The sequence below is a fragment of the Amycolatopsis sp. NBC_00345 genome (assembly GCF_036116635.1).
In the GTDB taxonomy this organism is placed as follows: Bacteria; Actinomycetota; Actinomycetes; order Mycobacteriales; family Pseudonocardiaceae; genus Amycolatopsis.
This window is the reverse complement of record NZ_CP107995.1, coordinates 10459587-10485596: the sequence shown is the minus strand read 5'-3', so window position 1 is coordinate 10485596 and position 26010 is coordinate 10459587. Positions and strand designations below refer to the sequence as shown.

The window sequence follows — 26010 nt, the reverse complement described above, 5'->3', positions numbered from 1 at the left end:
GGAGCCGGCGGAGCCGAGGGCGAGGAGGTGCGTTGTGGAGAACTTCCGGGCGCAGTCCTGCCCACTTCCGCCCGCCCCTCGCGGCTAGAGCTTCGCGCTCGCCCGGTGGGGCACCCTGATCGAGGAGAACCCACCAGTGCGTCAGCACGATTTCGAAGACTTTTCCGACTCCTTCGACGACCGCCCGGCCCGCCGCGGCCGCCGGTCCGACCACGAGCCCGCGCCGGCCCGCCGCGGCCGGCTCACCGAGGGCGAGCGCGTCCGCCTCACCCGGCTGCGCGACGACGCCTACACCGAGACCGAGCTGCCGGACGGCGCCGATCGCTGGACCACCTGGGACGACGCCGAGCGCGGCCCGCACCCGACGCCGGACTGGGTGGTCACCGGCCTCGGCGCGGTCGACACCGAACTCGGCGTGCTCAAGACCGGCAAGGAGGCCGACGTCCACCTGCTGCGGCGCGGCCTGCCGGGCACGGACGGCGTGCTGCTCGCCGCCAAGCGGTTCCGCAGCGACGAGCACAAGCTGTTCCACCGTGACGCCGGGTACCTCGAGGGCAGGCGGATGCGCCGCTCCCGCGAGATGCGCGCGATGTCCAACCGCAGCTCGTTCGGCCGCAACCTGATCGCGGAGCAGTGGGCGGTGGCCGAGTTCGCCGCGTTGAGTCGATTGTGGACGGTCGGCGCGCCGGTGCCGTACCCGGTGCAGCGAAACGGCACCGAGCTGTTGCTCGAATTCCTCGGCGACGCCGACGGCCCGGCGGCGCCCCGGCTCGCCCAGCTCCGCCCGGGGCCGGACGAGCTGGCCGACCTCTGGGCCCAGGCGACCGCGGCGCTGGAGCTGCTGGCCGGCCAGGGCGTCGCACACGGTGACCTCTCGGCGTACAACCTGCTGGTGCACGAGGGCCACCTGATGGTGATCGACCTGCCCCAGGTGGTGGACCTCGTCGCGAACCCCGGCGGGCGCGAGTTCCTGGCCCGCGACGTGCGTAACCTGGCCGGCTGGTTCCAGGCCCGTGGCCTGCCGGAACACGTCATCGCGGCCGAGGATCTGGTCGAAGAGCTGATCTTCGCGGCCGGCCTCGGCTGACCGCGGGGCGGCGTCGCGGGGGCTGTGGCGCAGGACACCCCCGAGACGCCGCCCACAACCGTGGGCCTGGGTGCGAAGTCGAAGCCCCGGCTCCGGTACAGTATGTACAGACCGCAACCGGCGGCGTGGATGAGTTGGTGTCCGTCGCCTCCAAAGCTCACATACGGGCTCGCGGTGAATCCGAAGCACTATCCATCGGCGCTCGATGTCGGTCACGACATGGCGTGCCGGGTCCGTCCCTGTGAAAGCCCACCGCACACCATCTTGCCCTGCCTGCGCGCGGGCAGCCCGGGCCTCCCTTGCGACGTACCACGTCCGAGAGGCATTTGTGACAGTCACGTTCAACTCCGGTCACTCATCGACGTCCGCCCACGCGGGCCGTCCCGACCGCAAGCCGCGGCAGCGCCCGGCTGGTGGCGGCGAGGGCATGCTGCGCGACGACGCCGTCGAGACAGTGGCCACCAAGACCTTCGCCCAGCTGGGGCTCCCCGAGGAGCTGCTGCGCGCGTTGGCCGAGGCGGGCATCAACTCGCCGTTCCCGATCCAGTCCGCCACCATCCCGGACGCGCTCGCGGGCCGCGACGTGCTGGGCCGCGCGCAGACCGGTTCGGGCAAGACGCTGGCGTTCGGCCTGGCCATGCTGGCCCGGCTCAACGGCGGCCGGGCCCGGCCCAAGCGCCCCCGCGCGCTGGTGCTCGTGCCCACCCGTGAGCTCGCCATGCAGGTGGCGGACTCGCTGACCCCGCTGGCCAAGTCGCTCGGCCTGTGGTGCCGCACGGCCGTCGGCGGCATGGCCTTCACCCGCCAGGCCGACGCGCTTTCCCGTGGCGTCGACCTGCTCATCGCGACCCCCGGCCGCCTTTCGGACCACGTCCGGCAGGGCACCGCGTCGCTGGGCGACTGCAACTTCATCGCCCTCGACGAGGCCGACCAGATGGCCGACATGGGCTTCATGCCGCAGGTCAGGGAGATCCTCGACCTCACCCCGCAGGGCGGGCAGCGGCTGCTGTTCTCGGCGACGCTCGACGGTGACGTCAACAGGCTGGTCAAGCAGTACCTGACCGACCCGGTGACGCACTCGGTGGCGCCGTCCACCGCGAGCGTCGACACCATGGACCACCACGTGCTCCAGGTGTCGCACCAGGACAAGCAGGACATCATCACGCAGATCGGTGCCCGCGAGGGCCGCACGATCATGTTCGTGCGCACCAAGCACCACGTCGACCGCCTCACCGAGCGGCTGCGCGAGCAGGGTGTGCAGGCCGCGGCGCTGCACGGCGGCAAGACGCAGGGCCAGCGCAACCGCGTGCTCGCCGACTTCAAGGAAGGCCACACCCCGGTGCTGGTCGCCACCGACGTCGCCGCGCGCGGTATCCACGTGGACAACATCTCGCTGGTGCTGCACGTCGACCCGGCCGCCGACCACAAGGACTACCTGCACCGCGCGGGCCGCACCGCGCGCGCCGGGGCGTCCGGCATCGTGGTCACACTGGTGACGCACGACCAGCGTCGCACCGTCCGCCGGATGACCGATCGGGCCGGCGTGCGCGCCGAGACCACGATGGTCCGCCCGGGCGACGACGAGCTGTCTCGCATCACCGGCGCCCAGGCGCCGAGCGGCGAGCCGGTCATCGAGCGTCGTCGTGAGTCCCCGCGCCGTGGCAGCGGCAGTGGCCGCGGCTACGGCGGCGGTCGCGAGCGTGGCGACCGCAGCTACGGCGAGAGCCGTGGCGGCGGCTACGGCCAGGGCTCCCGCGAAGGCGGCCGTCCCGGTTACGCCGGCCGCAGCCGCACCGGCACCGGCACCGGCGCGGGTCGTCCGCAGCGTCCGGGCCGCGGCCCGCGTCGCAGCTACGACAGCTGAGTTCCCGTCACGGGAGAAGCCCCGTCCGGCACCCGCCGGGCGGGGCTTTTCCCGTGACGGGGTGCACACCTGCCGACCGGGCGCGGGTGGGAGACTGCGGGACGTGAACGACACCCCCCAGCTGCCGCCCGAGAACGTCTTCGACTGGCTCGACACCGAGGCGGAGAAGCGGGCGGCCGCGGGGCTGGTGCGGCGGCTGCGGCCCCGGCCGGCGCAGCCGGACGAACTCGACCTGGCGGGCAACGACTACCTCGGCCTGGCCCGCGACAAGCGGGTCGCGGGGGCCGCCGCGGCGGCCGCGCTGCGCTGGGGCTCCGGCTCCACCGGTTCCCGGCTCGTCACCGGCTCACTGGAGCTGCACACCGAGCTGGAGCTGGAACTCGCGCGGTTCTGCGGCGCGCAGGCGGCTTTGGTGTTCTCCTCGGGCTTCGCCGCCAACCTCGGCGCGGTGACGGCGCTGTCCGGCGCCGAGTCCGCGATCGTCACGGACAAGTACATCCACGCGTCGCTGATCGAAGGCTGCCGGCTCTCGCGGGCCGACGTCGCGGCCGTCGCGCACGGCACGCCGTCGGCCATCCAGCACGCGCTGTCCACGCGCCGCAAGCCACGCGCGCTGGTGATCACGGACTCGGTCTTCTCGGTGGACGGCGACCTCGCCCCGCTCGGTGAGCTCGCCGGCATCTGCCGCGAGAACGGCGCGGCCCTGCTGGTGGACGACGCCCACGGCTTCGGCGTCCTCGGCGAAGGCGGCCGCGGCGCGGTGCACGCGGCCGGGCTGTCCAGCGCCCCGGACGTCGTGACGACAGTGACGCTTTCGAAGGCCCTCGGCGCCCAGGGCGGCGCCGTCATCGGCCCCCGGCGGGTGATCAAGCACCTCGTGGACACCGCGCGCAGCTTCATCTTCGACACCGCCCTCGCCCCGGCCAGCGCCGCGGCCGCGCTTTCGGCGCTGGGCGTGCTGAAGTCGGAGCCGGACCTGCCGGCCAAGGTCGTGGAGAACTCCGGGAACATCGCGATGCAGCTCAAGGCCGCGGGCCTGCGCGTGAGCCTGCCGGACGCCGCCGTGATCTCGGTGCAGGCGCCGTCGGCCGAAGCCGCCGTCGCGTGGGCGGAATCCTGTGCGGAGCACGGAATCCGCGTCGGCTGCTTCCGCCCGCCGTCGGTGCCGGACGGCATCTCGCGGCTGCGCCTGACCGCCCGCGCCGACCTCACGGAGGCCGACGTCGACCGCGCGGTGAAGGTGATCACGGCCTCGGCCCCGCACGGCGCCACGGCCTGATTTTCCCGCCACCGCACGGAAATCCGGCGCTTTACCGGACTTCGGCGGGGCGGCGCATGGTGATGTGCGGAATGCCGTCGTCGAGGAATTCCTCGCCGTCGGCCACGAAACCGAAGCGGGCGTACAGGCCTTGGGCGTAGGTTTGGGCGTCCAGCACGAACTCGCCGGGAGCGCCGTCGAGCGCGGCGGCCATCAGCTCTCCCGCCAGGCCACGGCCGCGGGCGGACTTCGCCGTCACCACCCGGCCGATCCGGCCGGCGCCGCCGGGCTCGGCGAGGACCCGCAGGTACGCGTCGACGCTGTCGGAGCCGTCGGAGATCCACAGGTGCCGGGTGCCCGGCACCAGGTCACGGCCGTCGACCTCGGGGTACGCGCATTCCTGCTCGACCACGAACACGTCGCAGCGCAGGCGGAGGATGGCGTACAGCTGGGCGGCAGTCAGGTCGGGACCGGCGGCCGAGTGGAGAGTGCTCACCGGTCCTGCATACCAGCACAGTCCAAAGAAAGGTCAGCCGAGGATGCGGCCCTGGGACTGCTGGGCGATGTCGTCCGAGAACGCCGACACCCGCGTGTACACACCAGGCTTGCCCTTCTTGGCGCAGCCGTCGCCGAAGGAGACGACGCCGATCAGGGTGTCGCCGACCACCAGCGGGCCGCCGGAGTCGCCCTGGCAGGCGTCCTTGCCGCCGTCCGGGTAACCCGCGCAGACCATGCTCGCCGGGTCGTAGGTGCTGTAGGCCGTTTTGCAGTCGGAGTCGCTGACCAGCGGGACGACGACGCTGCGCAGGGTGTTGGACCGGGCGCCGCCGTCGGACAGCCGGCCCCAGCCGACCACGGTGGCCTTTGTACCGGTGTCGTAGGAGGCGCGGTCACCCGCGTCCGCGACCTTCGCCGGGCGGTACGGCAACTGGCCGCGCACGGTCAGCACCGCGATGTCGTCGCCCTTGGTCGGGTCGGTGAAGCCCGGGGCCACCCACGTCTTCGACACGGTGAGCACCATGCCGTCGTCGGTGTCCTTGGTCTGCCGTCCCGCGACCACACGCGTGTCGGACTGCGCGACGGCCTTCACGCAGTGCGCCGCCGTCGCGACCGCCGAGGAGCTGACGATCACCGCGCCGCAGTACTGGTTGCCGTCGGAGTCGGCGAGGTACACCGCGTACGGGTAGTCGGACAGCGAGGCCTCGTCGCCGCCGACGATCCGCGGCTGGGCCCCCGAGGAGGTCCCGGACGGCGGGCCGGCGGGCTCGTCCTGCGCCGAGGCCGAGCCGACCGCGATCGGCACCGCCGCCGCGGTCACGAGCAGCGCACCCGCCACGATCAGCAGGGGACGGCGATACTTGGCGGGCATGGGGTTCCCCTTCACGATCGGACAGCAGCGCGGGTTCGAGAGCCGGTCCGCGCGCCCGGGAGTCGATCACCTGTGACGATTCGACTCCGGCGCGTGAACGGACGACCCCGGTTACCCTAAACGGAGCAGGCCCGAAATGGTGTCACTGGAACGGGTGGACTGCGTGCTCACCGAGCGCGTTTGTTTAGCTGGTCGCATGCGACGGACAGCGATGGCGGCGGCAGGCGTGCTGATGACGTTCCTGCTGGTCGGTTGTACGACCTTCACCGTGCCCACGCAGTCGGCGAGCCCGGTTCCCCCGTCACGAAGCGTGACAACCCCGGCATCTCCGACATCTCCGGCGCCCACGAGCGCCCCCGCCGTCACCTGGCAGGTGGGTGCCCACCCGCTCCCCCGGCGCGCGGACGACTTCGGCGAGGTCCTCCCGACCCCACCCGAACTGGTGAACCGGTCCCTGCCGACGCGCGATTTCCTGCCGCCGCCGGCCGGGAACGCGTTCGTGTCGCAAGTCAGCGCCGTGCCCGCGGACGTCCTCGCCCGCAGCACCTGGCAGCCCGCCTGCCCGGTCGAAGCGTCCGGCCTCAGCTACGTCACGGTGTCCTTCTGGGGCTTCGACAACCACGCGCACACCGGCGAGCTGCTGGTGAACCGCACCGGCGCGCAGGCGATGGTGCAGGCGTTCGGACAGCTTTTCGCCGCCCGCTTCCCGATCGAGGAGATGCGCGTGACCGCGCCGGCCGAGCTGGACGCGCCGCCCACCGGCGACGGCAACGACACCAGCGCGTTCGTCTGCCGCCCGGTGCGCGGGCAGACGAACTGGTCCGCGCACGCGTACGGGCTGGCCGTGGACGTGAACCCGTTCTGCAACCCGTACACCAAGGGCGACCTGGTGCTGCCGGAGCTGGCTTCGGCGTACGTCGACCGTTCGCGGGTCCGGCCGGGCATGGCGCTCGCGGGCGGCGACGTGGTGCGCGACTTCGCCGCGGTGGGCTGGAGCTGGGGCGGCGCCTGGACCTCGCCGACGGACCGGATGCACTTCACCGCCACCGGGCAGTGACGCACGCCGCCGCGGGAACACCCGGTCGGGCGAACCGGTTGGCTAGGGTGGGAAGCGCCCGCCTGACCGGCTTTCGGAGGAAGACTGTGCCGCACTACGACCTGGTGATCGTCGGGACCGGATCGGGGAATTCGATCCTCGGCCCGGAGTTCGCCGACTGGAAGACGGCGATCGTGGAGAAGGGCACCTTCGGCGGCACCTGCCTGAACGTCGGCTGCATCCCGACCAAGATGTTCGTCTACGCCGCGGATGTCGCCGCGACGCCTTCGCACAGCTCGCGCTACGGCGTCGACGAAGAGCTGAAGGCCGTGCGCTGGCCGGACGTCCGGGACCGCATCTTCGGCCGGATCGACCCCATCGCCGCGGGCGGCGCGGAGTACCGGAAGCACCACGAGGACAACAAGAACGTCGACGTCTACACCGGCGAAGGCCGCTTCACCGGCATGAAGGAGCTGCGCGTCAGCTTCTCCGACGGGCGGCCCGACGAGGTGCTGACCGCCGACCGTTTTGTGCTCGCCGCCGGCGGCCGCCCGGTGATCCCGGACGTCCCGGGCCTCGAGGAGACGGGCTACCACACCTCCGACACCGTGATGCGGCTCGACGAGCTGCCGCGGCGCATCGTGATCATCGGCGGCGGCTACATCGCGGCCGAGTTCGCGCACGTCTTCGCGTCCTTCGGCGTCGAGGTGACGGTCGTGGGCCGGTCCGGCGCACTGTTGCGCTCGGAGGACGAGGAGGTCAGCGCCCGGTTCACCGAGCTGGCCGCGGAACGCTACGACGTACGGCTGGACCGCAAGACAACGCGGGCGCGCAAGACTTCCTCGGGCGTCGCGCTGGATCTGGAGGGCCCGCAGGGCGCCGAGACGGTCGAGGCCGACCTGATCCTGGTCGCCACCGGCCGCACGCCGAACTCCGACCGGCTCGACGTCGCCGCCACCGGGGTGACCACAATGGACAGTGGGCACGTGGTGGTGGACGACTACCAGCAGACCGTGGTCGAGGGCGTCTACGCGCTCGGCGACCTCTCCTCGCCGCACGAGCTGAAGCACGTCGCCAACCACGAAGCCCGGGTGGTCCAGCACAACCTGCTGCACCCGGACGAGCGCATCGAGGCCGACCACCGCTTCGTCCCGCACGCGGTGTTCACCGCGCCGCAGGTGGCGTCGGTGGGGCTGACCGAGCAGAAGGCCCGCGCCAAGGGAGTGTCCTATGTGGTCGCCAAACAGGACTACGCCGGCATCGCGTACGGCTGGGCGATGGAGGACACCACCGGCTTCGCCAAGCTGCTCGCGGACCCGGCCACCGGGCAGCTGCTCGGCGCGCACATCATCGGCCCGCAGGCGTCTTCGGTGATCCAGCCGCTGATCCAGGCGATGAGCTTCGGCCTCGACGCGCGGTCCATGGCGCGTGGCCAGTACTGGATCCACCCGGCGATGCCGGAGCTGATCGAGAACGCGCTGCTGAACCTGCCTCTCGACTGACCCCCTCGTGAGTGTTTATGCCGGTTCTAACCGGCATAAACACTCACGAGTCAGACGAGCCGCGAGTCAGACGAAGCGGCGGCGTCCGGCGAGCACGCCGAAGGCCATCTGCGCGCACATCACGGCGATCAGCACGATCAGCGAAACCGTCCAGCTCCCGGTCGCGTCGTGCAGCAGGCCGAAGACGAACGGGCCCACGGCCGCCAGCAGGTAGCCGAAGCCCTGCGCCATGCCGGACAGCCGCGCGGTGTCGGCGCCGGTGCGGGCACGCAGCGCGATCACGGTGAGGGCCAAGGAGAACACGCTCATCCCGATGCCGATCAGGATGCTCCACAGCAGTGGCGACGCGGCGGGCGCGAAAAGCAGGCCGAACATCCCGGCGAAGCCGCACAGGCCCATGCCGAGGATCCACAGGCTCTGGCTGCCCTGGCGCGCGGCGATCGGCGGGATCACCAGGCTGATCGGCACGGCGATCACGGACATCAGGCCGAGCAGCAGCCCGGCGTCGCCCTTGGACACCCCCGCGTCGATGAAGACCTGCGGCAGCCAGCCCATCACCACGTAGGCGATGAAAGCCTGCAGGCCGAAGAAGATGGTGACGATCCAGGCCAGCCGGTTACGCATGAGCGAGCGTCCGCTCCCGCCCGCGGCCGTGGTGCGGGCGATGCGGCCGGTGCCGCGTGAAGCGAGCAGCCACGCCACCAGCGCGACGGCGGCCAGCGCGGCCCACACGCCCAGCGCCGGGCGCCAGCCGCCCAGTACCCCCTCCATCGGCGGGCTGACCGACGAGCCGAGCGCGCCGCCGCCCTGCAGCGCCGCGGTGTAAACCCCGGTCATCATGCCGACGCGCGCCGGGAAGGAGTCCTTGATGACCACCGGGATGAGGACGTTGACCAGCGCGATCCCGGCCGTCGCGACGAGCGTGCCGCCGAGCACCACCAGCGGGCCGTCGACCACGCGCAGCACGAGGCCCACGGTGAGCACGCCGAGCGCGAACGCGATGGCGGTGCCGATGCCGAACCGGCGTGAGAGCAGTGGCGCGGCGAGGCCGGCGCCGGCGAAGCACAGGCCGGGCAGCGTGGTCAGCAGGCTCGCCCACAGCGCGGACGCGCCGAGGTCGGCCCGCATCTCCGCGAGCAGCGGGCCGACGCTGGTGATGGCGGGCCGCAGGTTCATCGCCGTGAGCACCACGGCGACGGCGAGCAGCACGCCGCCGGCGATCACCCCGGGACGGCGTCCGCCGCCGGCCTCCTCTTCCAGGCTGCCCTCGAGCTCGAGTTCGAGGCGGTCGGAGTACGAGGCGGCGGGGCGTGGTGTGGAATCCCAGGAATCGACGGACACGTCGGCTACTATGACATACGTAGGATGATTGGATGAAGGGATAAACCTGTGCCTTTGGCCACCACCCGCCGCACAGGCCTGGTCGACCAGGTCATCGACCAGATCCGTGACGCGGTGACGCGCGGGGAATGGCCGCTCGGGCAGCGCATCCCCACCGAGGCGGCGCTGACCGCGGAGCTCGGCGTCGGGCGCAACACGGTGCGGGAAGCCGTGCGGGCGCTCGCGCACACCGGCATCCTCGAGGTCCGCCAGGGCGACGGCACGTACGTGCGCGCGACGAGCGAAGTCTCCGGCGCCATCCGGCGCCTGTGCGGGACCGAGCTGCGTGAGGTGCTGCAGGTCCGCCGCACACTGGAGGTCGAGGGCGCGCGCCTGGCCGCCACCGCCCGTACCGCCGAAGACCTGGCCACCCTGCGCGACCTCCTGGAACGCCGCGACGCCGACCAGCGCGAGGGCCACCTCGACGACTTCGTCCGCATCGACGCGGAATTCCACCTCGAGGTCGTCCGATGTGGACACAACGGCCTGCTGTTCGAGCTGTACCGCGGCCTGATGGAGGCCATCACCGCCAGCGTCGCCTCGACCTCCGACGACCCCGAACGCGCGCGGGACATCAAACACGACGGCCTGGTGGACGCCATCGAAGCCCGCGACGCCCCCCGCGCGGCCGCCGAGGCCGCCGGATTCCTCGACGAGCTGCTGGCCCGGACGGAGGACGCGACCGACTGAACCCGCTGACCGGCCCGCGGCACCGATTGCCATGCCGGCTCGCCCAGCTCCCCCACCTGACCAGCCAACCCACCGCCGGGCCGACCAGCCCGGCGACTGGCCGGCCCGCAGCAGCGACCGCGGACTCCGCCACCCGCGCGGACCGGCCCGAACCCCTCAGCCCCGGCCCCGGCCGTCCGGAATCCTCCCGAAGGCGACCTTCCTCGTCACCCGCGCGCAGGACACTTGAACGTGAAAGACTCTCACGTCTGGTCCGGATCGTGCGAGAGTGCGGGGCACAGCCGTCCCAAGGGAGAGACCGTGCGCCGTTCACCACTCGCTGTCCTGCTCGTGATCGTGGGCCTGGTCGCCGGGGCGACCAGCGCGTCCGCGGCGCCGTCGTTCCACAAGTACGTCGCGCTCGGCGACTCCTACACCGCGGGCCCGCTCATCCCCTGGCAACAGGCGAGCTGGTGCTTCCGCTCGAACAACAACTACCCGTCCTGGCTGGCCACGCGGCTCGGGCTCTACGACACCAGCGGCGCGTTCACCGACGCCAGCTGCTCCTCGGCCGACACCACGAACATGACCCACTCGCAGGTCACGCCGTCGCCGAGCATTCCGCTGTCCACGCAGTCCGCGCAGTTCGACTCGCTGACGCTGGACACGGACCTGGTGACCGTCGGGATCGGCGGCAACGACTACAGCGTCTTCGGCAACCTCGTCGGCACCTGCCCGACGGTGCGCGCGGCCGACCCGACCGGCTCGCCGTGCCGCGACCACTTCACCGTCAACGGCGTCGACACCATGGCCGCCGCGCTGAAGAACACCGAGAAGAACCTGGAGGGCGTCGTCCGCGGGGTGCGGGAGCACGCTCCCGCCGCGACGATCGTGATGGTCGGCTACCCGCGGCTGGCACCGCCGAGCGGCTACTGCCCCGATGTACTCCCCTTCGCCGACGGCGACTACCACTGGGCCGACACCGTCGAGCGGCAGCTGAACGACGCCATCGCCACCGCCGCGCGGAAGCAGGGCGCCCGCTACGTCGACACCTACGGCCCCAGCCTCGGCCACGACGCCTGCGCCGGCGACGCGGCGTGGGTCAGCGGGCAGACGACGAACCTGTTCGCCGCCGTCGCCTACCACCCGCTGCGCGCGGGCATGGAAGCCGAGGCGTCGCTGATCGCGAAGGCACTGGGCGTGGGCTCGAGCGCCGACCGCGCGCCCGCCGCCCGCGACGCCGCCAGCAGCGGTGAGATCCGCGACATGGCGCGTACCGCCGGGCTCCACTGAAAAGTCCGTTAAGGCCTCCTTACCCGCGTAGGACGCGGGTAAGGAGGCCTTAACGGACTACGGGAGGGTGAGGATCTCCGAGCCGTCCGCCGTCACCACGAGGGTGTGCTCGAACTGGGCGGTCCACTTCTTGTCCTTCGTGGTGACAGTCCAGTCGTCGGACCAGATGTCGTAGTCGATGGTGCCGAGGGTGATCATCGGCTCGATCGTGAAGGTCATGCCCTCCTCGATCATCGTGTGCACCGAGGGCTCCTCGTAGTGCAGCACCGTCGGCGCGGTGTGGAAGGCCGGGCCGACGCCGTGGCCGGTGAAGTCGCGGACCACGCCGTAGCCGAAGCGCTTCGCGTACGCCTCGATCACGCGGCCGATCACGTTCAGCTGGCGGCCGGGGCGCACCGCCTTGATCGCGCGCGCCGTCGCCTCGCGCGTGCGCTCCACCAGCAGCCGCGCCTCCTCCGAGACGTCGCCCGCGAGGAAGGTCGCGTTGGTGTCGCCGTGCACGTCGCCGATGAAGGCCGTGACGTCGATGTTGCAGATGTCGCCGTCCTCGATCACGGTCGAGTCCGGGATGCCGTGGCAGATGACCTCGTTCAGCGAGGTGCAGCACGACTTCGGGAACGAGCGGTAGCCGAGCGTCGACGGGTAGGCGTGGTGGTCGAGCAGGAACTCGTGCACCACCTTGTCGATGTCCTCGGTGGTGGCGCCGGGCTTGACGGCCTTGCCGCCCTCCTCGAGCGCCTGCGCGGCGATTTTCGACGCGACGCGCATGGCCTCGATGACCTCGGGCGTGCGGACCCCGTTACCGGTGTCCCGTTTCGGCGCCGGCCGGTCCACGTACTCGGGGCGGGCGATATCGGCGGGGACGGCGCGGCGCGGCGTCTGGACGCCGGGCTTCAAGGGGGCACGAACGGACATGCGACCAGCCTACGACGTCACTTCCCGGCGACGTCGGAGAGGAACCGGTCGGCGGCCTCCACCGCCGGTTTCGACGAGCCCGCGTCGGTGAGCAGCACGGCGAACGCCAGGTCGCCCTGGTAGCCGACGAACCAGCCGTGCGAATGCGTCCCGTCGCCGAACTGCGCGGTGCCGGTCTTGCCGCGGACGTCGGGCAGGTCGCGCAGGCCGGTGGCGGTGCCCTCGGTGACCACGTCGCGCATCATCGAGCGCAACGCGGTCAGCACGTCCGGCCGAAGCGGCGGGCCGACGTCGGTGGCCTTGGTCGGCCGGCCGCGCACCAGCGTCGGCACCGGCACCTTCCCGGCCTGGACGCCCGCCGCGGCCAGCGCCATCCCGAACGGGCTGGTGACCACCGTGCCCTGGCCGAAGCCGTTCTCCGCCCGCTGCACCACCGAATCGGCCTTCGGTACCGAGCCGGTGACCGTCGTCAGGCCGGCCACGGTGTAGTCGGCGCCGATGCCGAGCGAGTGCCCCGCATCGCTCAGCGCCGTCGGCGAGAGGTCCGCCGAAAGCTGCGAGAACGTGGTGTTGCAGGAGCGCGCGAACGCCGTGGAGAGCGGCACGGTGCCGAGGTCGAAGCGGCCCTCGTTCGGCACCACACGGCCGGAGAACGTCACCGTGCCCGGGCAGGCGACCGGCGAGGAGGCGGTGACCTTCCCGGCCGACAGCGCGGCCGCGGCGGTGATGATCTTGAACGTCGACCCGGGCGGGAACCGTCCGGTGAGCGCGAGCGGCCCCTGCTCGTCCGCGGGCTCGTTCTGCGCGATGGCGAGCAGTTCCCCGGTCGACGGCTGCAGGGCGACCAGCGCGGCGGCCGTCGGCACCGGTGCCAGCGCCTTCTCCGCCGCCGTCTGGACGCGGGTGCTGAGCGTGCTCGTCACCGCGGGCTCGTCCTTGGGCGGGGTCGCGGCCAGCTCGCTCACCTCGCTGCCGGTGACGTCGAGCGTGACGATCCGCCAGCCCGCCGCGCCCGCCGCGTCCTGCTCCACCAGCGACCGCAGCGCGGGCAGCACCTGGCGGCCGGTGTCGCGGTCGTCGGGCAGCAGCCGCTCCTGGCTGGTGAACCGGACGCCGGGCAGGTCGTGGATCACGGGCTTGACCTGCTGGTAGTCCGAAGCGCGCAGGGACAGCACGGAGTACGCGCCGCCGGGCTTGGTGGCCTTGATGCCATCGAGCACCGAATTCCCGGTCACCGTCGGCTCGAACCGGTGCAGCGCCTTGCCCAGCGTGCGCGCGACCGTGGTGGCGTCCCCGGTCCGCGCCGGGTCGACGACCACGCCGACGACGGTCTGCTCGCTCAGCAGCGGGGAGCCGTCGCGGTCGAGCACCGGCGCGGGCTGGGCGGGGTCGGCGACCATCGCGATGCTCTGCTGCTCGGACAGCTGCGGGTGCACGACGGTCGGCTGCCAGTGCACCTGCCAGCCGTCCTCGGCCGAACGCAGCTGCGCGTCGGCGGTGTAGGACCAGGTGCGGCCGCGCGGCAGGTGCCAGGTGAGCCGGTAGCCGCCGGTGGCGGTGTCGCCGGACTGCTTCACGTTCTGGTCAAGCGCCTCGACGGAGTCCGGGTGCAACGCCGTGCGGACCTGTGTGAGCAGCGTCTTCGCGGCGGCCGGCGAGTCCGTGCGGGCGGCCGCGGCGGCGATGTCACCCGAGGCGACCGCGGTGAGGAACGCGCCGAGCGTGTCCTCCGGCCCGTCCGAGCCGAACATCCCGCAGCCGGCCAGCGGGAGCACGGTCACCACCACGGCGGCCAGCGCCGCACCGGTCCTCGCATGACGTCGACCAGGAGCCATACAACGATGGAACCAGCCGGACGCGGCGCTTCCCCGGTCGCAACGCCGACCCGGAAGAGTGGCCGGGACTCCTCAGAACAGCACGGTCGCGTACTGCCCGACCTGCTGGAACCCGACCCGGCGGTAGGCCGCGAGGGCGGCCCCGTTGTACCCGTTCACGTACAGGCTCGCGGTGCGGCCCAGCCCGTGCACCAGCCGGTTGACGACCGCGGCGGTGCCGGCTGTGCCGAGCCCGTCGCTGCGGCGGTCCGGGTGCACCCAGACGCCCTGGATCTGGCCGACGCTCGCGGACATGGCGCCGATCTCGGCCTTGAACACGACCTCGCCGTCCTCGAACCGGGCGAACGCGCGGCCGGTGGAGATCAGCTCGCTGACGCGGGCGCGGTAGCTGGCGCCGCCGTCACCACTGCGGGGATCGACGCCGACCTCCTCGATGAACATCGCGACGGCCGCGGGCAGGTACCGGTCGAGTTCGTCCGGGCGCACCGCGCGGACCCGGGGGTCGGCGGGCACCAGCGGGTGGCCGTCGAGGGCCATCAACGGCTGGTCGCCACGGATCTCGCGGGCCGGCCCCCACTCGTCGGACAGCTCGTCCCACAGCCCGAGCACCTGCTCGGACGGGCCGACGAGCGAGGAGCAGGTGCGCTGGCGCCGCAGCGCGCGGTCGGCGAAAGACCGCAAAGCGGACGCGTTGCCGCGCAACGGAATCAGGTTCGGACCGGCGAAGCACAGCCCTTGGAGCCGCCCGGTCCGCGCCGGGCGGTTGTCGGCGGCCCAGAGTTCGCCACCGAGGCGCCACGGGTCGAGACCGGAAGCCTCGACCCGGGCGCTGACCATGCAGCTGCCCACCGGGTCGGCGGCGAGCGCAGCGCGCACCGCGGGGTAATCCCGATCATCGAGCAGCCGTGCACCTGCAAGCCGCAACACGCACTCCAGAGTGCCAGATGAACCGGGTGAACGGAACGCGAGCCCGCCGACACGCTGAGATGAACGGGCGGCAGCGGGCACAATCGGGGTCATGCAGCGCTACACGTACAAGGTCGTGGAAGTCCGCGAGAAGATGATCGGCGGCAAGATGTCCGGCGACCGGCTCGAAAAGCTCCTCAACGAGTACGCCGGGCAGGGCTAGCAGCTCAAGCAGATCACCTCGGCGGAGGTGAAGGGCCGGGTCGGGCCCGGCGGGGTCGACGGGCTGCTGGTGACGTTCGAGCGACCCGTCCAGTAGTGCCCCTGCGGTGACGCTCGGGCGGCCCGCCCAATAGCGCCGAGATTCGGGCGGCTCACCCGGCAGCGGCGGCCCCGCGGTGACACTCGGGCGCCCGTCAGGGGGTCCGGAAAGCCCGGCGGTACGCGGCCGGCGTCGTGCCCAGCGCGTCCCGGAAACGGCGGCGCAGGTTGACCGCCGAGGCGAGGCCCACGCGCACCGCGATGGCCTCCACCGGGAGGTCCGTCTCTTCGAGCAGGGTGCGCGCGGCGGTGACCCGGCAGGCCAGCAGCCACTGGCCGGGGCTGGTGCCGAACCGTTCGGCGAAGCGGCGGGCCAGCGTGCGCGGCGAGACGCTGAGGAAGCCGGCCAGATCGTCGACGGTCAGCGGCGAGCCGAGCCGGGCGGTGGCCCAGTCGAGGAGGCCGTCGAGGGTGTCGCCGGGCGGCGGGGCCGGCGCGTACTGCGTCTGGCCGCCCTCCCGGCTCGGCGGCATCACCATGTGGCGCGCGAGCAACGCGGCATGCGCGGCGCCGTGGTCACGCCGCACGAGGTGCAGGCAGAGGTCGATGCCGGCGCCCGCCCCGGCGCTGGTGGCGACGTCGCCGTGGTCCACGTACAGCACGTCCGGCTCGACGCGCACACGCGGGAAATCCCGCTGCAGCTTGGCGGCGCGCGCCCAGTGCGTGGTGGCGGTGCGGCCGTCGAGCAGGCCGGTGCGCGCGAGCGCGAACACGCCGGAGCAGATCGTGACCAGCCGTGCGCCGCGGCGGTGGGCCCGGATCAGCGCGCGCGACACCCGGGGCGAGAGCGGTTCGTCCACGGGCTGCCAGCCGGGGATCAGCACGGTGTCCGCCGAGGCCAGCGCCGAGAGCCCGTGGGTGACGGACATCGCGTAGCCCGCCGTGGTCGGCACCGGCCCGGGCGTCTCCGTGCAGACGAGGAACTCGTAGTGCTGCGGGACCCCGGCCCGCTCGGTGCCGAACACCTCCGCGGCGCAGCCGAGCTCGAACGTCGACTGCACCGGGCTGACCAGTCCCACCACCCGATGCATGGCAGGAAAGTACCTGATGATGTCTTTCTTGACACTGTTCCCACTGCCGGAGACGCGGCACGGTCGAAGGCATGAACCCCGCGATCCTCGCCCAGGAGGGCTACGAATCCACCACTGTCAACGAATCCCCGGTGCATGAGCTGTTCCCGGGGATCCGTGCCCGTCCATTGTGGAGAGGCAGCTCCGGCGCGACGGCGAACCTGCTCGAGATGGACCCCGGCACTTCCTGGCCGCACGACGACGTGCACGAGCCCGGTCCCGAAGAGGTGTTCGTCGTCTCCGGGACCTTCAACGACGGCGCCCGCGACTACCCGGCCGGCTCGTTCCTGCACGCCCCGGCCGGGTCCTGGCACGTCCCGCAGACGACCACCGGCTGCACGCTGTTCGTCTTCTACCCGGAGGGTTAGGCGCCGGTTCTCACGAGAGTTTCGCGTCGGCTGGAACAGTTGCGCTCTCCCGGGTCGGCCACGGAGAGCACAAACCCGGCTGCCACCCGTTCATGCTGGTGGTGTTCCTGTGCGGTTACAGGAATTGTCCTGCTTCATGCTTGACGATCGACCTTCACCAAGACGAGCACGAGCGGTGGCGCGGGCACTTGGATCGCGACCCATCAGACTCACTGACGCGCTAGCGAGCTGTCAACCGCTGATCGGTGCTTGTCGTCGCGAGAGATGCGGTGAAGAGGGCTTGACGCGGCGCGCGAACCACAAGTCGACCTTGTTGATCATGGTATGAACAACTCACTCATCCTTCGGAGGTGGATACCGAGCCGTTGGCGGGTTCACGTCGGCTGAGGAGAATGGTTCACTGCGAAGTGCGGGAAATCACGTTCACGCGAATGGGCGAGCTGAAAGGCTGACTTGGGAGGGACAGCGCCGTACAACGCAGCCGAGGACGGGACTCGGCTGAGGAGAGGATGCGGCTGGTGGCGGGCGAACTGGCAACGCCGGACGATGACTCGACCGATCTCACGGGCAGGCTGCTGGGGCTGTTGCTGCGAGTCGGCGCCGCGCTGCCCCTCCCTTTGCTCGCCATCGCCATACACGCCGACCCTCAAGCCACCCTCGATACCGGCATGAGCCTGGTAAAACAAGGATTGGCGCAGGAGCACGAAGGGTGGTTCACCGCCACCGGACACCCCCGGCCGGCAGATCATTCCGCCGTGGCCGCGTCAGTCGCGGCACTCGCCGAGCAGTTACGCCACGACGCCGAGGCCCGGCTCGACGCGCGCGAGGACGTCAGCGGCCAGGATTCGGCCACCAGCGCCGGCGGCGATCACCGAGAGCGGGGCCCGGCCTCCCCGTCACCGCTGGAGGAGACCTACCGGACCGTGCCGAGCGTGGCCGCGGCGCTGAGTGCGTGCGGAGACCCCGGTGGGGCAGCGTCTCTGGCTTACGCGTGGTGGCCCTGGTCGCGCTACTGCCACGACCCCGATTGGGAACAGCAACTGTCCCAGGCCGGAGAAGCCGCAGCCATCGCCGCTCGGGCACCTCACCTGCTGACCGATCTGTTGGCCCTCAGCGCACGAGCGGCGTACCGCCGCGATGACCACCAACGGGCCGAAGCCCAGTGGACGCGCGCACTGGCTGTGTCACAAGAGGCCGCCGACCACAAGCGCATCGCCGCACTCAGTGTGGCCATGGGTGAATTCTTTGTGGCCAGAGGCAGGTTGCATCGGGCGCTCGATGTCTTCTACGGCGCCCTTGCGGCGTTCCAGCGCCTGGCCGATCCCCCGCAAACCGCGCGGACGCTGTGGCGTATCGGCCTCGTGCAGCTGGCCGCCGACCGCGCCGTCGCGGCCATCACCACCCTGAACAACGCCGAGGACGCGGCCCGTGCGGCGGGCCAGCGGATGCCGGACACCGAACGGGCCGATATCCAGATCGCGCTCGGAAGGGCATTGTGGCTGACGGGGACACCGGGACTGGCCCGTCGCGCCTTCAGCAACGCCCTCGCCTGCCTGGTCGATACCGATCCACAACGAGCCGACCACGTCCGCGCGGCACTGCGCACCCCCGAAAACGCCGCCCTGCCACCACAACTCGGCGCCTGAGCTACGCGTCCACCGTGCAGAGCAACGCGATCAGCACGTGGGCGAGGACACCAGTCCAGCGGATCAGCCGCACCGTCCGGCGAGAACGCGCAGCGGCGTGCCGAGGACGACGACGTTCCACGAAAGTAAAGTACAGCACGAGTACTCCTGCGGGGTTGGAGAGAAAAACGGATCAGACCTTTTCGGTGAACACGGCGCGATCTTCCAAGGGCGGAGCCGGGTCGCGGGTCAGTAAATCCAATGCCTCGCGGCAGATGTAGATCTTGTTACGCCGGACTCCGGGATTGCATTCTTCAAGCAATCCTTCGCCGACCAGCTTCCGTATCGCATCAGTGGCGCCCTTACGTGACATGTCGAAGCGCGTAGCGATGTCTTTGTTGGTGGTAACGGGCCGGCCGACGAGCGAGTCGGCCACCCGGACGGCATTGCCACCGCCTCGGCCTATCTTCGACCGATGCTTGGCCCGGAGCTCCTCCATCTGCTTGATATGGCGGATCTGCTCCATGCAGATCGTCCGGATTCCTTCGGCGAAGAAGATCAGAAAGTCTTCGTAACTGTTTTTTTCCGCGACGCATAGCACGTGGGAGTAGTACTCGTCGCGGTTACGGTCAAACCACACCGACAACGGGAGGATGGGGCCGCGCAACACCCCCGCCGCAACCAGCTCGAGGTTGACATAAGCGCGCGAGACGTAACCGTTGCCACCGGCGAACGGGTGAATCACCTCAAGCCGGTGATGCCCCAGGCCGATCTTTCCGACAAGGGGAATGTCGTGGTCGTCCGCATTCCACACCTGCCATTGCTCGGCCGACGAGAGCAAGTACGGCCCATGCGGCACGTGGAGCATGACCGCGCTCTCCGGACGAGGACCGCCCAGCCAGGTGACGTCGGTTCTCCACTCGGAGGGCGGTTCCGCGTCGGGACGGGAGACGAGGAGATTGCTGATCTCACGCAGGAGACCCAGATCGACCTTCGCGTCCCGGCCCACCGCGGAGAACGCCCGCCCGGCCGCGGTGAGGTAGCGATCGACGGCCGCGAACTGATCGGGCAGATCGACCGGCCGGGCCTTGGCCACCAGCAGTTCCTCGAGGCTGAAGTGACGGTTGTCCAGGGCAGCCGAGCTCTTGGCCTCCCTCAGCAGGGTCGACTGCTCCAGACTCTCTCTTTCCGGCAACCGATCCGCAGCCTCGTCAAGCCGCCCCAAAGCCTGTTCGGCCGCAGCCAGCGATCGATGCGTACGCGGGCACAGCCGGACATCCGACCGGAGGGGAGGTGGCACCCAGGCCCCCTTGCGACGCACCGCTGCAGGAAAATTCCGGTCGCCCTCCACGGGCACCCACACACCGGCAGCGGATGGTTCTTCTGTCATAGCGGGAAGCCTGCTCCAAGCCACCGATCGGCGGCAAGCGGTGCATAAGAACCTTTCAAGATCAACACTACTCAGAGCGACTCACTCGATTTTCCCAGCCGGCACCCTGCAGTGGATCAGAAAAGAGTCACCCACCGACCGTATTGCCTGATCAGAACCACGCGACTGCTCCCCGAACAGCGACCTGGCCGGCAGAGCGCGTCGTCCACGCCGCCGGCCATCTGCCCTGAAAAGCCGGTACGCAAAGCGCGAAACAGAATATTTTTGAGCGACCGGCCGCGCAAGGACCACCTAATCGGGCTACGTGATCGCCATTGCCGACGTTGCCGGACAAGCATCCTGGCCAACCAGTTTGCCACTCGCGTGGCCGTCGACAACGGTCGAGACGATCCGCCGCGGCACCTGGCCGAGTTCGCCTCGATGGCGAAAACCGGTGATCTGTCCTGGAAATGTCCAAATTCTGTCCAGGAAACAATCCTCTGTGACCGGCGATGCTCGACGGCCGCGACCGTCGGGAACCCCCACTACCGCCGACTCCACATCGGAAACCGAGCCTCCGGCCACACAGGACGGTGCCGGTTCGGCGCAGCTCCTGGCACCTGATGTCCGGAGTGGACAGACGGTGCTCTCGCGACGTGGGATCCGTGGCGGAGCCATTGCCGGATGGGCTCGCGCGGTAGTGACGCCGCACCTGTGAACATCCTGGCCGCAGCAGTGCCAGGCCGGCTGTGGTCGACGACCGGCCTGGCGCTACGTGATCGGGCATGGGAATCAGAGCTTCGTCAGCATGGGAACGATGTCCCAGGCGACGCAACCTAGGCGCCGCGGTAAGTGCCGACGCTCCAGGAGTTCCCTTCCGAGTCGCGCACGCTGAAGCCGTGGGAGCCGTAGTCGGTGTCGGTCAGTTCCTCGGTGATCACGACGCCGGAGTCCTTCACCCGCGCGTAGATCTCGTCGACGTGATCGGACACGACGTACGCGGCGCCGCCGCCGGGGCGCATGGCGTCGTGGACGCCGTCACAAGGGCCGCCGGTGCTGCCGAGCATCACGCCGCCGCCTTCGGGCCAGGTCAGTTCGGCGTGCGCGATCTCGCGATCCGGGGCACCGGGCACCACGAGCGTCTCCTGGAAGCCCAGGACGTCGACGAGGAAACGGATCGCGGCGGGGGCGTCGTTGTAGCGGAAGGCGGGCCAGACTGTCGGTCGAGGTGTCATGCCGACGAGTCTTGCCCGGCCACGCCGCTTCCGTCTTGGAAGAACGGGAGGTCAGTCCGCGGGCCACTCGTACGACAGTTCGTAACGGTCGGCCGCCAGCACCATCCCGTTCATCTCCAGCGGCGTCCCGTCGGTGCCGTAGGCCACGCGGGTCACGGTGACGACCGGGACGCCGTCGGCGAGCTGCAGCAGCGACGCTTCGTCCGGCGCGGGCATCCGGGCGCCGACGTGCTCGACGAACGAGCCGAGCTGGTGGCCCCGCTCCTCCAGCCGGGCGTACGTGCCGCCCGGGCCGGTGTCGACGCCCTCGATCGCGGTGCCGCGCGTCAACGCGCGCGGGAGGCGTGACGCGGCGAGCTGGACCACCAGCCCATCGGCTCGCATCACCCGGTCCCGCACGGTGATCTCGGTGCCCTCGTCGATGGCGAGGTGCAGCGCGGTGCGGGCGTCGGCCGGTTCGAAACGGATCGACGTCGACGTCGACGGGGTGAAGCCGGCGGCCGAGGCGTCGGCGAGGAACGCGCCGCGATTCCGCTCGCGGGCCTCGCGGGACAGCCGGGATCGGGCGATGCGCTGGACGCTCGCCGGCGGGCGCACGAACACGCCGCGGCCGTGCTCCGCCGTGACAAGTCCTTCGGTGCGAAGCATTTCCACGGCAGCCCGGACGGTGGGCCGCGAAGCGTCGTAGGCCTCGACGAGTTCCCGCTCGCTCGGCAGCCGGTCGCCCGGCGCGTAGTGGCCGACGGTGATCTTCGCACGCAGGTCGGCCGCGACCTGCCGGAACGCGGGCATCCCGCTTGTGCGATCCACCATCCGGCCAGTATCCACTGGTCAGCTTGTCTTGACCAGTTGACCGGAACCTGCCACCGTGGGCAGTCCGGAAATCATGATGGGTGATCGGCGAGGCATGACGGGATGGGTCACGGGCGAACTGCCCCCGGCCGAGGTCGAGCACGCGTTGTACGCCATCCACTTCTGGGCGCGCGACACCCGGAACCACCGGTACCGCCGTGAGCAGCTGGCCGATCCGGACCGCGGTCTGCTCGAGCCCCAGTGCTCGCAGGCGAGGTCCATGATTCCGGCCCGGTGCGCCTTCCGCGACGAGCTGTCGGACGAGCTGGGCGAAGCCCGGGACCGCTCACAGGACTGCCGGAGCTGTTTCTCCCGCGCCCAGCAGCCGCCCTCGCCGCGCCGGCCTATTCAGTAGCTGATCAATCTTCCGTCGGTGCCAGGAACGGCAGCTCTTCGGCGATCCACGTCCGCGGGGAGCAGCCGGCCAGCGCGCGCCATTCGTTGGACAGGTGCGCCTGGTCGTAGAAGCCCGCCTCGACGGCGACCTCCGCCAGCTCCCGGCGACCGCCGCGCAGCAGCTGCCCGGCGCGTTCGAACCGCAGCACGCGGGACGCCTGCTTCGGCGCCAGCCCGGTCTCCGCGCGGAACCGCTCCCCGAAGTGCCGTCGGCTCCAGCCGACCTCCCCCGCCAGATCGGCCACGCGCGCCTGGCCGCCGCTTCGCCGCATCAGCCGCCAGGCCTCCCCCAGTTCCGGCGGCGGCGAAGCGGGCTCCACGGCGCGCGCGGCGAGCACGTCGTCGAGGATCGCGAAGCAGGACGGCCAGTCCGGCGCCTCGGCGAGCCGCTCGGGCAACGACGCGAGGTCACCGCCGAAGTCGGAAAGGTCGACGATGTGGCCACTCAGCTCGGCGGCTGTGACGCCCAGCAGCGTCCGCACGCCGAACGGGTCCAGCTCCAGGTGCAGGCCGCGCTGCACCCGGTCCTGCGTGATCAGCGCGGGCGCGGTGTGCAGGCCGCCGACGAGCCCCTGCAACGCCCCCTCGCCCGGCTGCCCGGCGAACCGGACGGGCTGCTCCAGGCTGATGATGAGCGTCACGTGCCGCGAGGGCAGTCCACGGTGGACGGCGAGGGTCACGTTCTCCTGCGCGTAGCCGATGTAGCGCGTGACCAGCGGCCGCACCAAGGGGTGCGGCGCGCGGGACGCCCAGCTGTGACTCACCTGACCAGCGTAAGCCGCGCGGGTGGAGTTTCTGCTACCACGGAGGCGGGATCCCCACCCGAAGAAGCGGAGTTCGCCATGACCATCCAGGAGCAGGCGCAGCAGCTCGAGCAGCTCGCCGACCAGGTGCCCACCGGCATCGCCCTCGCGACGAAGAGCGAGCTGGCGGACCTGCAGTCACAGGTGCTCGGCCTGCTCGGCGAGACCTCGACGGCCACCGCCATCCAGGGCTCGATCCAGCTGGCGTCCCAGCAGATCGACGACGTGGCGGCGGCGCTGGAGAACGTCCGGATCCAGATCAAGGACGCCGCGCAGCACCACCTGCGGGGCTGAAAACCGTCAAGGCCTCCTTACCCGCGTCAGACGCGGGTAAGGAGGCCTTGACGGCCTTAAGAGTGAGTCAGCCGACGGTGACGCTCGGGGCGCCTTCGCCGATGCCCTCGCCCGCCGCTTCGGCGATGCGCATGGCCTCTTCGATCAGCGTCTCCACGATCGCGTGCTCGGGCACGGTCTTGATCACCTCGCCCTTGACGAAGATCTGCCCCTTGCCGTTGCCGGAGGCGACGCCGAGGTCGGCCTCGCGGGCCTCGCCCGGGCCGTTGACGACGCAGCCCATCACGGCGACGCGCAGCGGGATCTCCATGCCCTCGAGCCCGGCGGTGACCTGCTCGGCGAGGGTGTAGACGTCGACCTGCGCGCGCCCGCAGGACGGGCAGGAGACGATCTCGAGCTTGCGCTCCTTGAGGTTCAGCGACTGCAGGATCTGGATGCCGACCTTGACCTCTTCGACCGGCGGGGCGGACAGCGACACGCGGATGGTGTCGCCGATGCCCTGGCGCAGCAGCGCGCCGAACGCGACGGCGGACTTGATCGTGCCTTGGAACGCGGGCCCGGCCTCGGTGACGCCCAGGTGCAGCGGGTAGTCGCACTGCTCGGCCAGCAGCTCGTACGCGCGCACCATGACCACCGGGTCGTTGTGCTTGACCGAGATCTTGATGTCGTGGAAGTCGTGCTCGGCGAACAGCGAGGCCTCCCACAGCGCCGACTCGGCCAGCGCCTCGGGCGTCGCCTTGCCGTACTTCTCCAGCAGCCGCTTGTCGAGCGAGCCGGCGTTGACGCCGATCCGGATCGGCGTGCCGTGGTCCTTCGCGGCCTGCGCGATCTCCTTGACCTGGTCGTCGAACTTGCGGATGTTGCCCGGGTTCACGCGCACGGCGGCGCAGCCGGCCTCGATCGCGGCGAACACGTACTTGGGCTGGAAGTGGATGTCGGCGATCACCGGGATCTGCGACTTCTTCGCGATCGCGGGCAGCGCCTCGGCGTCGTCGGCCGACGGGCAGGCGACACGGACGATGTCGCAGCCGGCCGCGGTCAGCTCGGCGATCTGCTGGAGGGTGGCGTTGACGTCGGAGGTCAGCGTCGTCGTCATCGACTGGACGGAGATCGGGGACTCACTGCCGACGCCGACCGACCCCACCTGGAGCTGGCGGGTCTTGCGGCGCTCGGCGAGGACGGGGGGCGGCAGAGCGGGCATGCCGAGTGCGACGGTCACGACCCCAGCGTACCTACACCGACCGGACGACATTCAACGAAGTCAACCGTCACGGTGAGCAGTATTACGCCCTGTCCGGGTGAAACCGGCCGGGTCGTGACCCGGCCGGTACGGCTGTTTACTGCAAGCGGATCGGGTTGACGATGTCCGCTGTCACCGTCAGTAGCGTGATGCCACCGCCGATCACGACGATGACCATCGTGATCGCGGAGAGTTTCGTGTAGTCCACCGGACCGCCCGCCGCCTTGCCGCGCAACGCGCGGAGCCAGTCGCGCACCCGCTCGTACCAGACGATGGCGATGTGCCCGCCGTCCATCGGCAGCAGCGGCAGCAGGTTGAACACGCCGATGAAGAAGTTCAGGCTGGCCAGCAGGAAGAAGAACAGCTGCCACAGGCCCTGCTGCACGGCCTCGCCGCCGATCCGGCTCGCGCCGACGACGCTGACCGGGGTGTTCGGGTCGCGCTCGCCGCCGAAGATGGCGCTGACCACGGCCGGGATCCGCTCGGGGAACTCGACCAGCCGCTGCGCGGTCTGGGCGAACATGGTCCCGGTGAAGGAGAACGTGGCGCCGACCGCGGTGAGGCCGTTGTAGTGCAGGTACGCGGGCGGCAGCACCGTGGACACGCCCATCATGCCGATCTCGTGCACCTTGCCGTCGCTGCCGAGCCGCTGCACCCGCGGGATGTCCACGTTCAGGTTCAGCGTCCGGTTGCCGCGCTGCACGACGATCGGGGTTCGGCCGCCGGAGGCCTGCACGATGGCCAGCACGTCGGTCCACTGCGGCGTCGGCTTGCCCGCGACGGAGACGATCTTGTCGCCCGCCTGCAGCCCGGCCGTCTTCCCCGGGGTGGGCGCGCCCGCCGGGCAGGACGTGTCGTTCAGCTGCTGTGTCGTGGTCGCCGCGCGGGCGCACGAGATGCTCGCGACGACCGGCTGCAGCGGCTCGGACGCCGCGGCGATGTTCGGCAGGCCCATGGTGACCGCCATCAGGTAGAGCACCACGAAGCCGAGGATGAAGTGGGTGATCGAGCCCGCGGACATCACCACGGTGCGCTTCCAGGTCTTGAACCGCCACATCGCGCGCGGCGCCTCTTCCGGCGTGACCTCGTCCAGCGCCGTCATGCCGGCGATGTCGCAGAACCCGCCGAGCGGGATCCACTTCAGGCCGTACTCCGTCTCGCCGCGGCGCCAGGAGAAGACCGTGGGCCCGAAGCCCACGAAGTAGCGCCGGACCTTCATGCCGAACGCCTTGGCCGTCAGCATGTGACCGGCCTCGTGCAGCGCGACGGAGATGCAGATCCCCAGCGCGAACAGCACCACCCCGATGATGTAGGCGAGCACGC

At 70.8% G+C, this 26010-nt stretch carries 26 protein-coding genes; 12 read left to right on the top strand and 14 right to left on the bottom strand.

Annotation, left to right across the window (positions count from 1 at the left end; genetic code table 11):
- Window positions 1-136: 136 nt before the first annotated feature.
- The 3 genes from OG943_RS47990 to OG943_RS47980 all read left to right on the top strand — a co-directional run bounded on the left by OG943_RS47990 (window position 137) and on the right by OG943_RS47980 (window position 4230).
- A complete protein-coding gene (locus tag OG943_RS47990) occupies window positions 137-1087 on the top strand; it encodes a serine protein kinase RIO (RefSeq protein ID WP_328607524.1) in 951 nt (316 codons plus the stop codon).
- Window positions 1088-1415: 328 nt separating this feature from the next.
- On the top strand, window positions 1416-2951 hold the full coding sequence (locus OG943_RS47985) for a DEAD/DEAH box helicase (protein WP_328607523.1): 1536 nt from the start codon (window positions 1416-1418) through the stop codon (window positions 2949-2951).
- 103 nt (window positions 2952-3054) lie between these two features.
- Entirely contained in the window at window positions 3055-4230 is a 1176-nt protein-coding gene (locus tag OG943_RS47980; protein ID WP_328607522.1) for an 8-amino-7-oxononanoate synthase, read from the top strand.
- 31 nt (window positions 4231-4261) lie between these two features.
- Here the strand turns inward: OG943_RS47980 and OG943_RS47975 are convergent, their stop codons facing one another.
- On the bottom strand, window positions 4262-4705 hold the full coding sequence (locus tag OG943_RS47975) for a GNAT family N-acetyltransferase (RefSeq protein WP_328607521.1): 444 nt from the start codon (window positions 4703-4705) through the stop codon (window positions 4262-4264).
- Between the two features lie 33 nt (window positions 4706-4738).
- A complete protein-coding gene (locus tag OG943_RS47970; RefSeq protein ID WP_328607520.1) occupies window positions 4739-5578 on the bottom strand; it encodes a S1 family peptidase in 840 nt (279 codons plus the stop codon).
- A gap of 373 nt (window positions 5579-5951) precedes the next feature.
- Here OG943_RS47970 and OG943_RS47965 point away from each other — a divergent pair, with 373 nt between their 5' ends.
- Both OG943_RS47965 and OG943_RS47960 read left to right on the top strand, forming a co-directional pair.
- Window positions 5952-6635, top strand: coding sequence for a M15 family metallopeptidase (locus OG943_RS47965; protein WP_328607519.1), 684 nt, complete (start codon window positions 5952-5954; stop codon window positions 6633-6635).
- An 86-nt stretch (window positions 6636-6721) separates the two neighbouring features.
- A complete protein-coding gene (locus OG943_RS47960; RefSeq protein ID WP_328607518.1) occupies window positions 6722-8116 on the top strand; it encodes a mycothione reductase in 1395 nt (464 codons plus the stop codon).
- Between the two features lie 66 nt (window positions 8117-8182).
- Here the strand turns inward: OG943_RS47960 and OG943_RS47955 are convergent, their stop codons facing one another.
- Window positions 8183-9376, bottom strand: a complete 1194-nt coding sequence (locus OG943_RS47955; protein WP_328612364.1) for a CynX/NimT family MFS transporter — start codon at window positions 9374-9376, stop codon at window positions 8183-8185.
- Window positions 9377-9505: 129 nt separating this feature from the next.
- Between OG943_RS47955 and OG943_RS47950 the strand changes: the two genes are divergently transcribed.
- Window positions 9506-10186, top strand: a complete 681-nt coding sequence (locus OG943_RS47950; protein WP_328607517.1) for a FadR/GntR family transcriptional regulator — start codon at window positions 9506-9508, stop codon at window positions 10184-10186.
- A gap of 300 nt (window positions 10187-10486) precedes the next feature.
- Window positions 10487-11458: an SGNH/GDSL hydrolase family protein gene (locus OG943_RS47945; RefSeq protein ID WP_328607516.1), complete on the top strand. Its 972-nt coding sequence runs from the start codon at window positions 10487-10489 to the stop codon at window positions 11456-11458.
- Window positions 11459-11515: 57 nt separating this feature from the next.
- Here the strand turns inward: OG943_RS47945 and map are convergent, their stop codons facing one another.
- From map to OG943_RS47930, 3 genes are all read right to left on the bottom strand, one after another.
- On the bottom strand, window positions 11516-12373 hold the full coding sequence (gene map, locus OG943_RS47940; RefSeq protein ID WP_328607515.1) for a type I methionyl aminopeptidase: 858 nt from the start codon (window positions 12371-12373) through the stop codon (window positions 11516-11518).
- 17 nt (window positions 12374-12390) lie between these two features.
- Window positions 12391-14208 (bottom strand): penicillin-binding transpeptidase domain-containing protein, encoded by a 1818-nt coding sequence (locus OG943_RS47935; RefSeq protein WP_442874672.1) that lies wholly within the window; start codon window positions 14206-14208, stop codon window positions 12391-12393.
- A 72-nt stretch (window positions 14209-14280) separates the two neighbouring features.
- Entirely contained in the window at window positions 14281-15135 is an 855-nt protein-coding gene (locus OG943_RS47930) for a GNAT family N-acetyltransferase (RefSeq protein WP_328607514.1), read from the bottom strand.
- 91 nt (window positions 15136-15226) lie between these two features.
- On the opposite strand from OG943_RS47930, the gene OG943_RS47925 reads away from it, so the two are divergent.
- Window positions 15227-15337: a DUF4177 domain-containing protein gene (locus OG943_RS47925; protein ID WP_328607513.1), complete on the top strand. Its 111-nt coding sequence runs from the start codon at window positions 15227-15229 to the stop codon at window positions 15335-15337.
- 193 nt (window positions 15338-15530) lie between these two features.
- Here OG943_RS47925 and OG943_RS47920 read toward each other — a convergent pair whose 3' ends face one another.
- Window positions 15531-16466, bottom strand: coding sequence for a GlxA family transcriptional regulator (locus OG943_RS47920; RefSeq protein WP_328607512.1), 936 nt, complete (start codon window positions 16464-16466; stop codon window positions 15531-15533).
- Between the two features lie 71 nt (window positions 16467-16537).
- Between OG943_RS47920 and OG943_RS47915 the strand changes: the two genes are divergently transcribed.
- Both OG943_RS47915 and OG943_RS47910 read left to right on the top strand, forming a co-directional pair.
- Window positions 16538-16873 (top strand): cupin domain-containing protein, encoded by a 336-nt coding sequence (locus OG943_RS47915; RefSeq protein WP_328607511.1) that lies wholly within the window; start codon window positions 16538-16540, stop codon window positions 16871-16873.
- 509 nt (window positions 16874-17382) lie between these two features.
- On the top strand, window positions 17383-18519 hold the full coding sequence (locus OG943_RS47910) for a tetratricopeptide repeat protein (RefSeq protein ID WP_328607510.1): 1137 nt from the start codon (window positions 17383-17385) through the stop codon (window positions 18517-18519).
- Between the two features lies 1 nt (window position 18520).
- Here OG943_RS47910 and OG943_RS47905 read toward each other — a convergent pair whose 3' ends face one another.
- From OG943_RS47905 to OG943_RS47890, 4 genes are all read right to left on the bottom strand, one after another.
- Window positions 18521-18658 (bottom strand): hypothetical protein, encoded by a 138-nt coding sequence (locus tag OG943_RS47905; protein WP_328607509.1) that lies wholly within the window; start codon window positions 18656-18658, stop codon window positions 18521-18523.
- Between the two features lie 33 nt (window positions 18659-18691).
- Window positions 18692-19888 carry a Fic family protein gene (locus tag OG943_RS47900; protein WP_328607508.1) on the bottom strand — a complete coding sequence of 399 codons (1197 nt, stop codon included), beginning with the start codon at window positions 19886-19888 and terminating at the stop codon, window positions 18692-18694.
- An 815-nt stretch (window positions 19889-20703) separates the two neighbouring features.
- Entirely contained in the window at window positions 20704-21102 is a 399-nt protein-coding gene (locus OG943_RS47895) for a VOC family protein (RefSeq protein WP_328607507.1), read from the bottom strand.
- A gap of 51 nt (window positions 21103-21153) precedes the next feature.
- The gene (locus OG943_RS47890; protein WP_328607506.1) at window positions 21154-21915 is read right to left on the bottom strand and encodes a GntR family transcriptional regulator; all 762 of its coding nucleotides are present in this window, start codon (window positions 21913-21915) and stop codon (window positions 21154-21156) included.
- Window positions 21916-22009: 94 nt separating this feature from the next.
- Here OG943_RS47890 and OG943_RS47885 point away from each other — a divergent pair, with 94 nt between their 5' ends.
- Window positions 22010-22309: a hypothetical protein gene (locus tag OG943_RS47885; RefSeq protein WP_328607505.1), complete on the top strand. Its 300-nt coding sequence runs from the start codon at window positions 22010-22012 to the stop codon at window positions 22307-22309.
- A gap of 4 nt (window positions 22310-22313) precedes the next feature.
- Here the strand turns inward: OG943_RS47885 and OG943_RS47880 are convergent, their stop codons facing one another.
- Window positions 22314-23114 (bottom strand): helix-turn-helix domain-containing protein, encoded by an 801-nt coding sequence (locus tag OG943_RS47880; protein ID WP_328607504.1) that lies wholly within the window; start codon window positions 23112-23114, stop codon window positions 22314-22316.
- A gap of 78 nt (window positions 23115-23192) precedes the next feature.
- Between OG943_RS47880 and OG943_RS47875 the strand changes: the two genes are divergently transcribed.
- Window positions 23193-23447, top strand: coding sequence for a hypothetical protein (locus OG943_RS47875; RefSeq protein ID WP_328607503.1), 255 nt, complete (start codon window positions 23193-23195; stop codon window positions 23445-23447).
- A gap of 67 nt (window positions 23448-23514) precedes the next feature.
- Here OG943_RS47875 and ispG read toward each other — a convergent pair whose 3' ends face one another.
- On the bottom strand, window positions 23515-24648 hold the full coding sequence (gene ispG / locus OG943_RS47870; RefSeq protein WP_328612362.1) for a flavodoxin-dependent (E)-4-hydroxy-3-methylbut-2-enyl-diphosphate synthase: 1134 nt from the start codon (window positions 24646-24648) through the stop codon (window positions 23515-23517).
- 136 nt (window positions 24649-24784) lie between these two features.
- Entirely contained in the window at window positions 24785-26008 is a 1224-nt protein-coding gene (locus OG943_RS47865) for a M50 family metallopeptidase (RefSeq protein ID WP_328607502.1), read from the bottom strand.
- Window positions 26009-26010 lie beyond the last annotated feature (2 nt).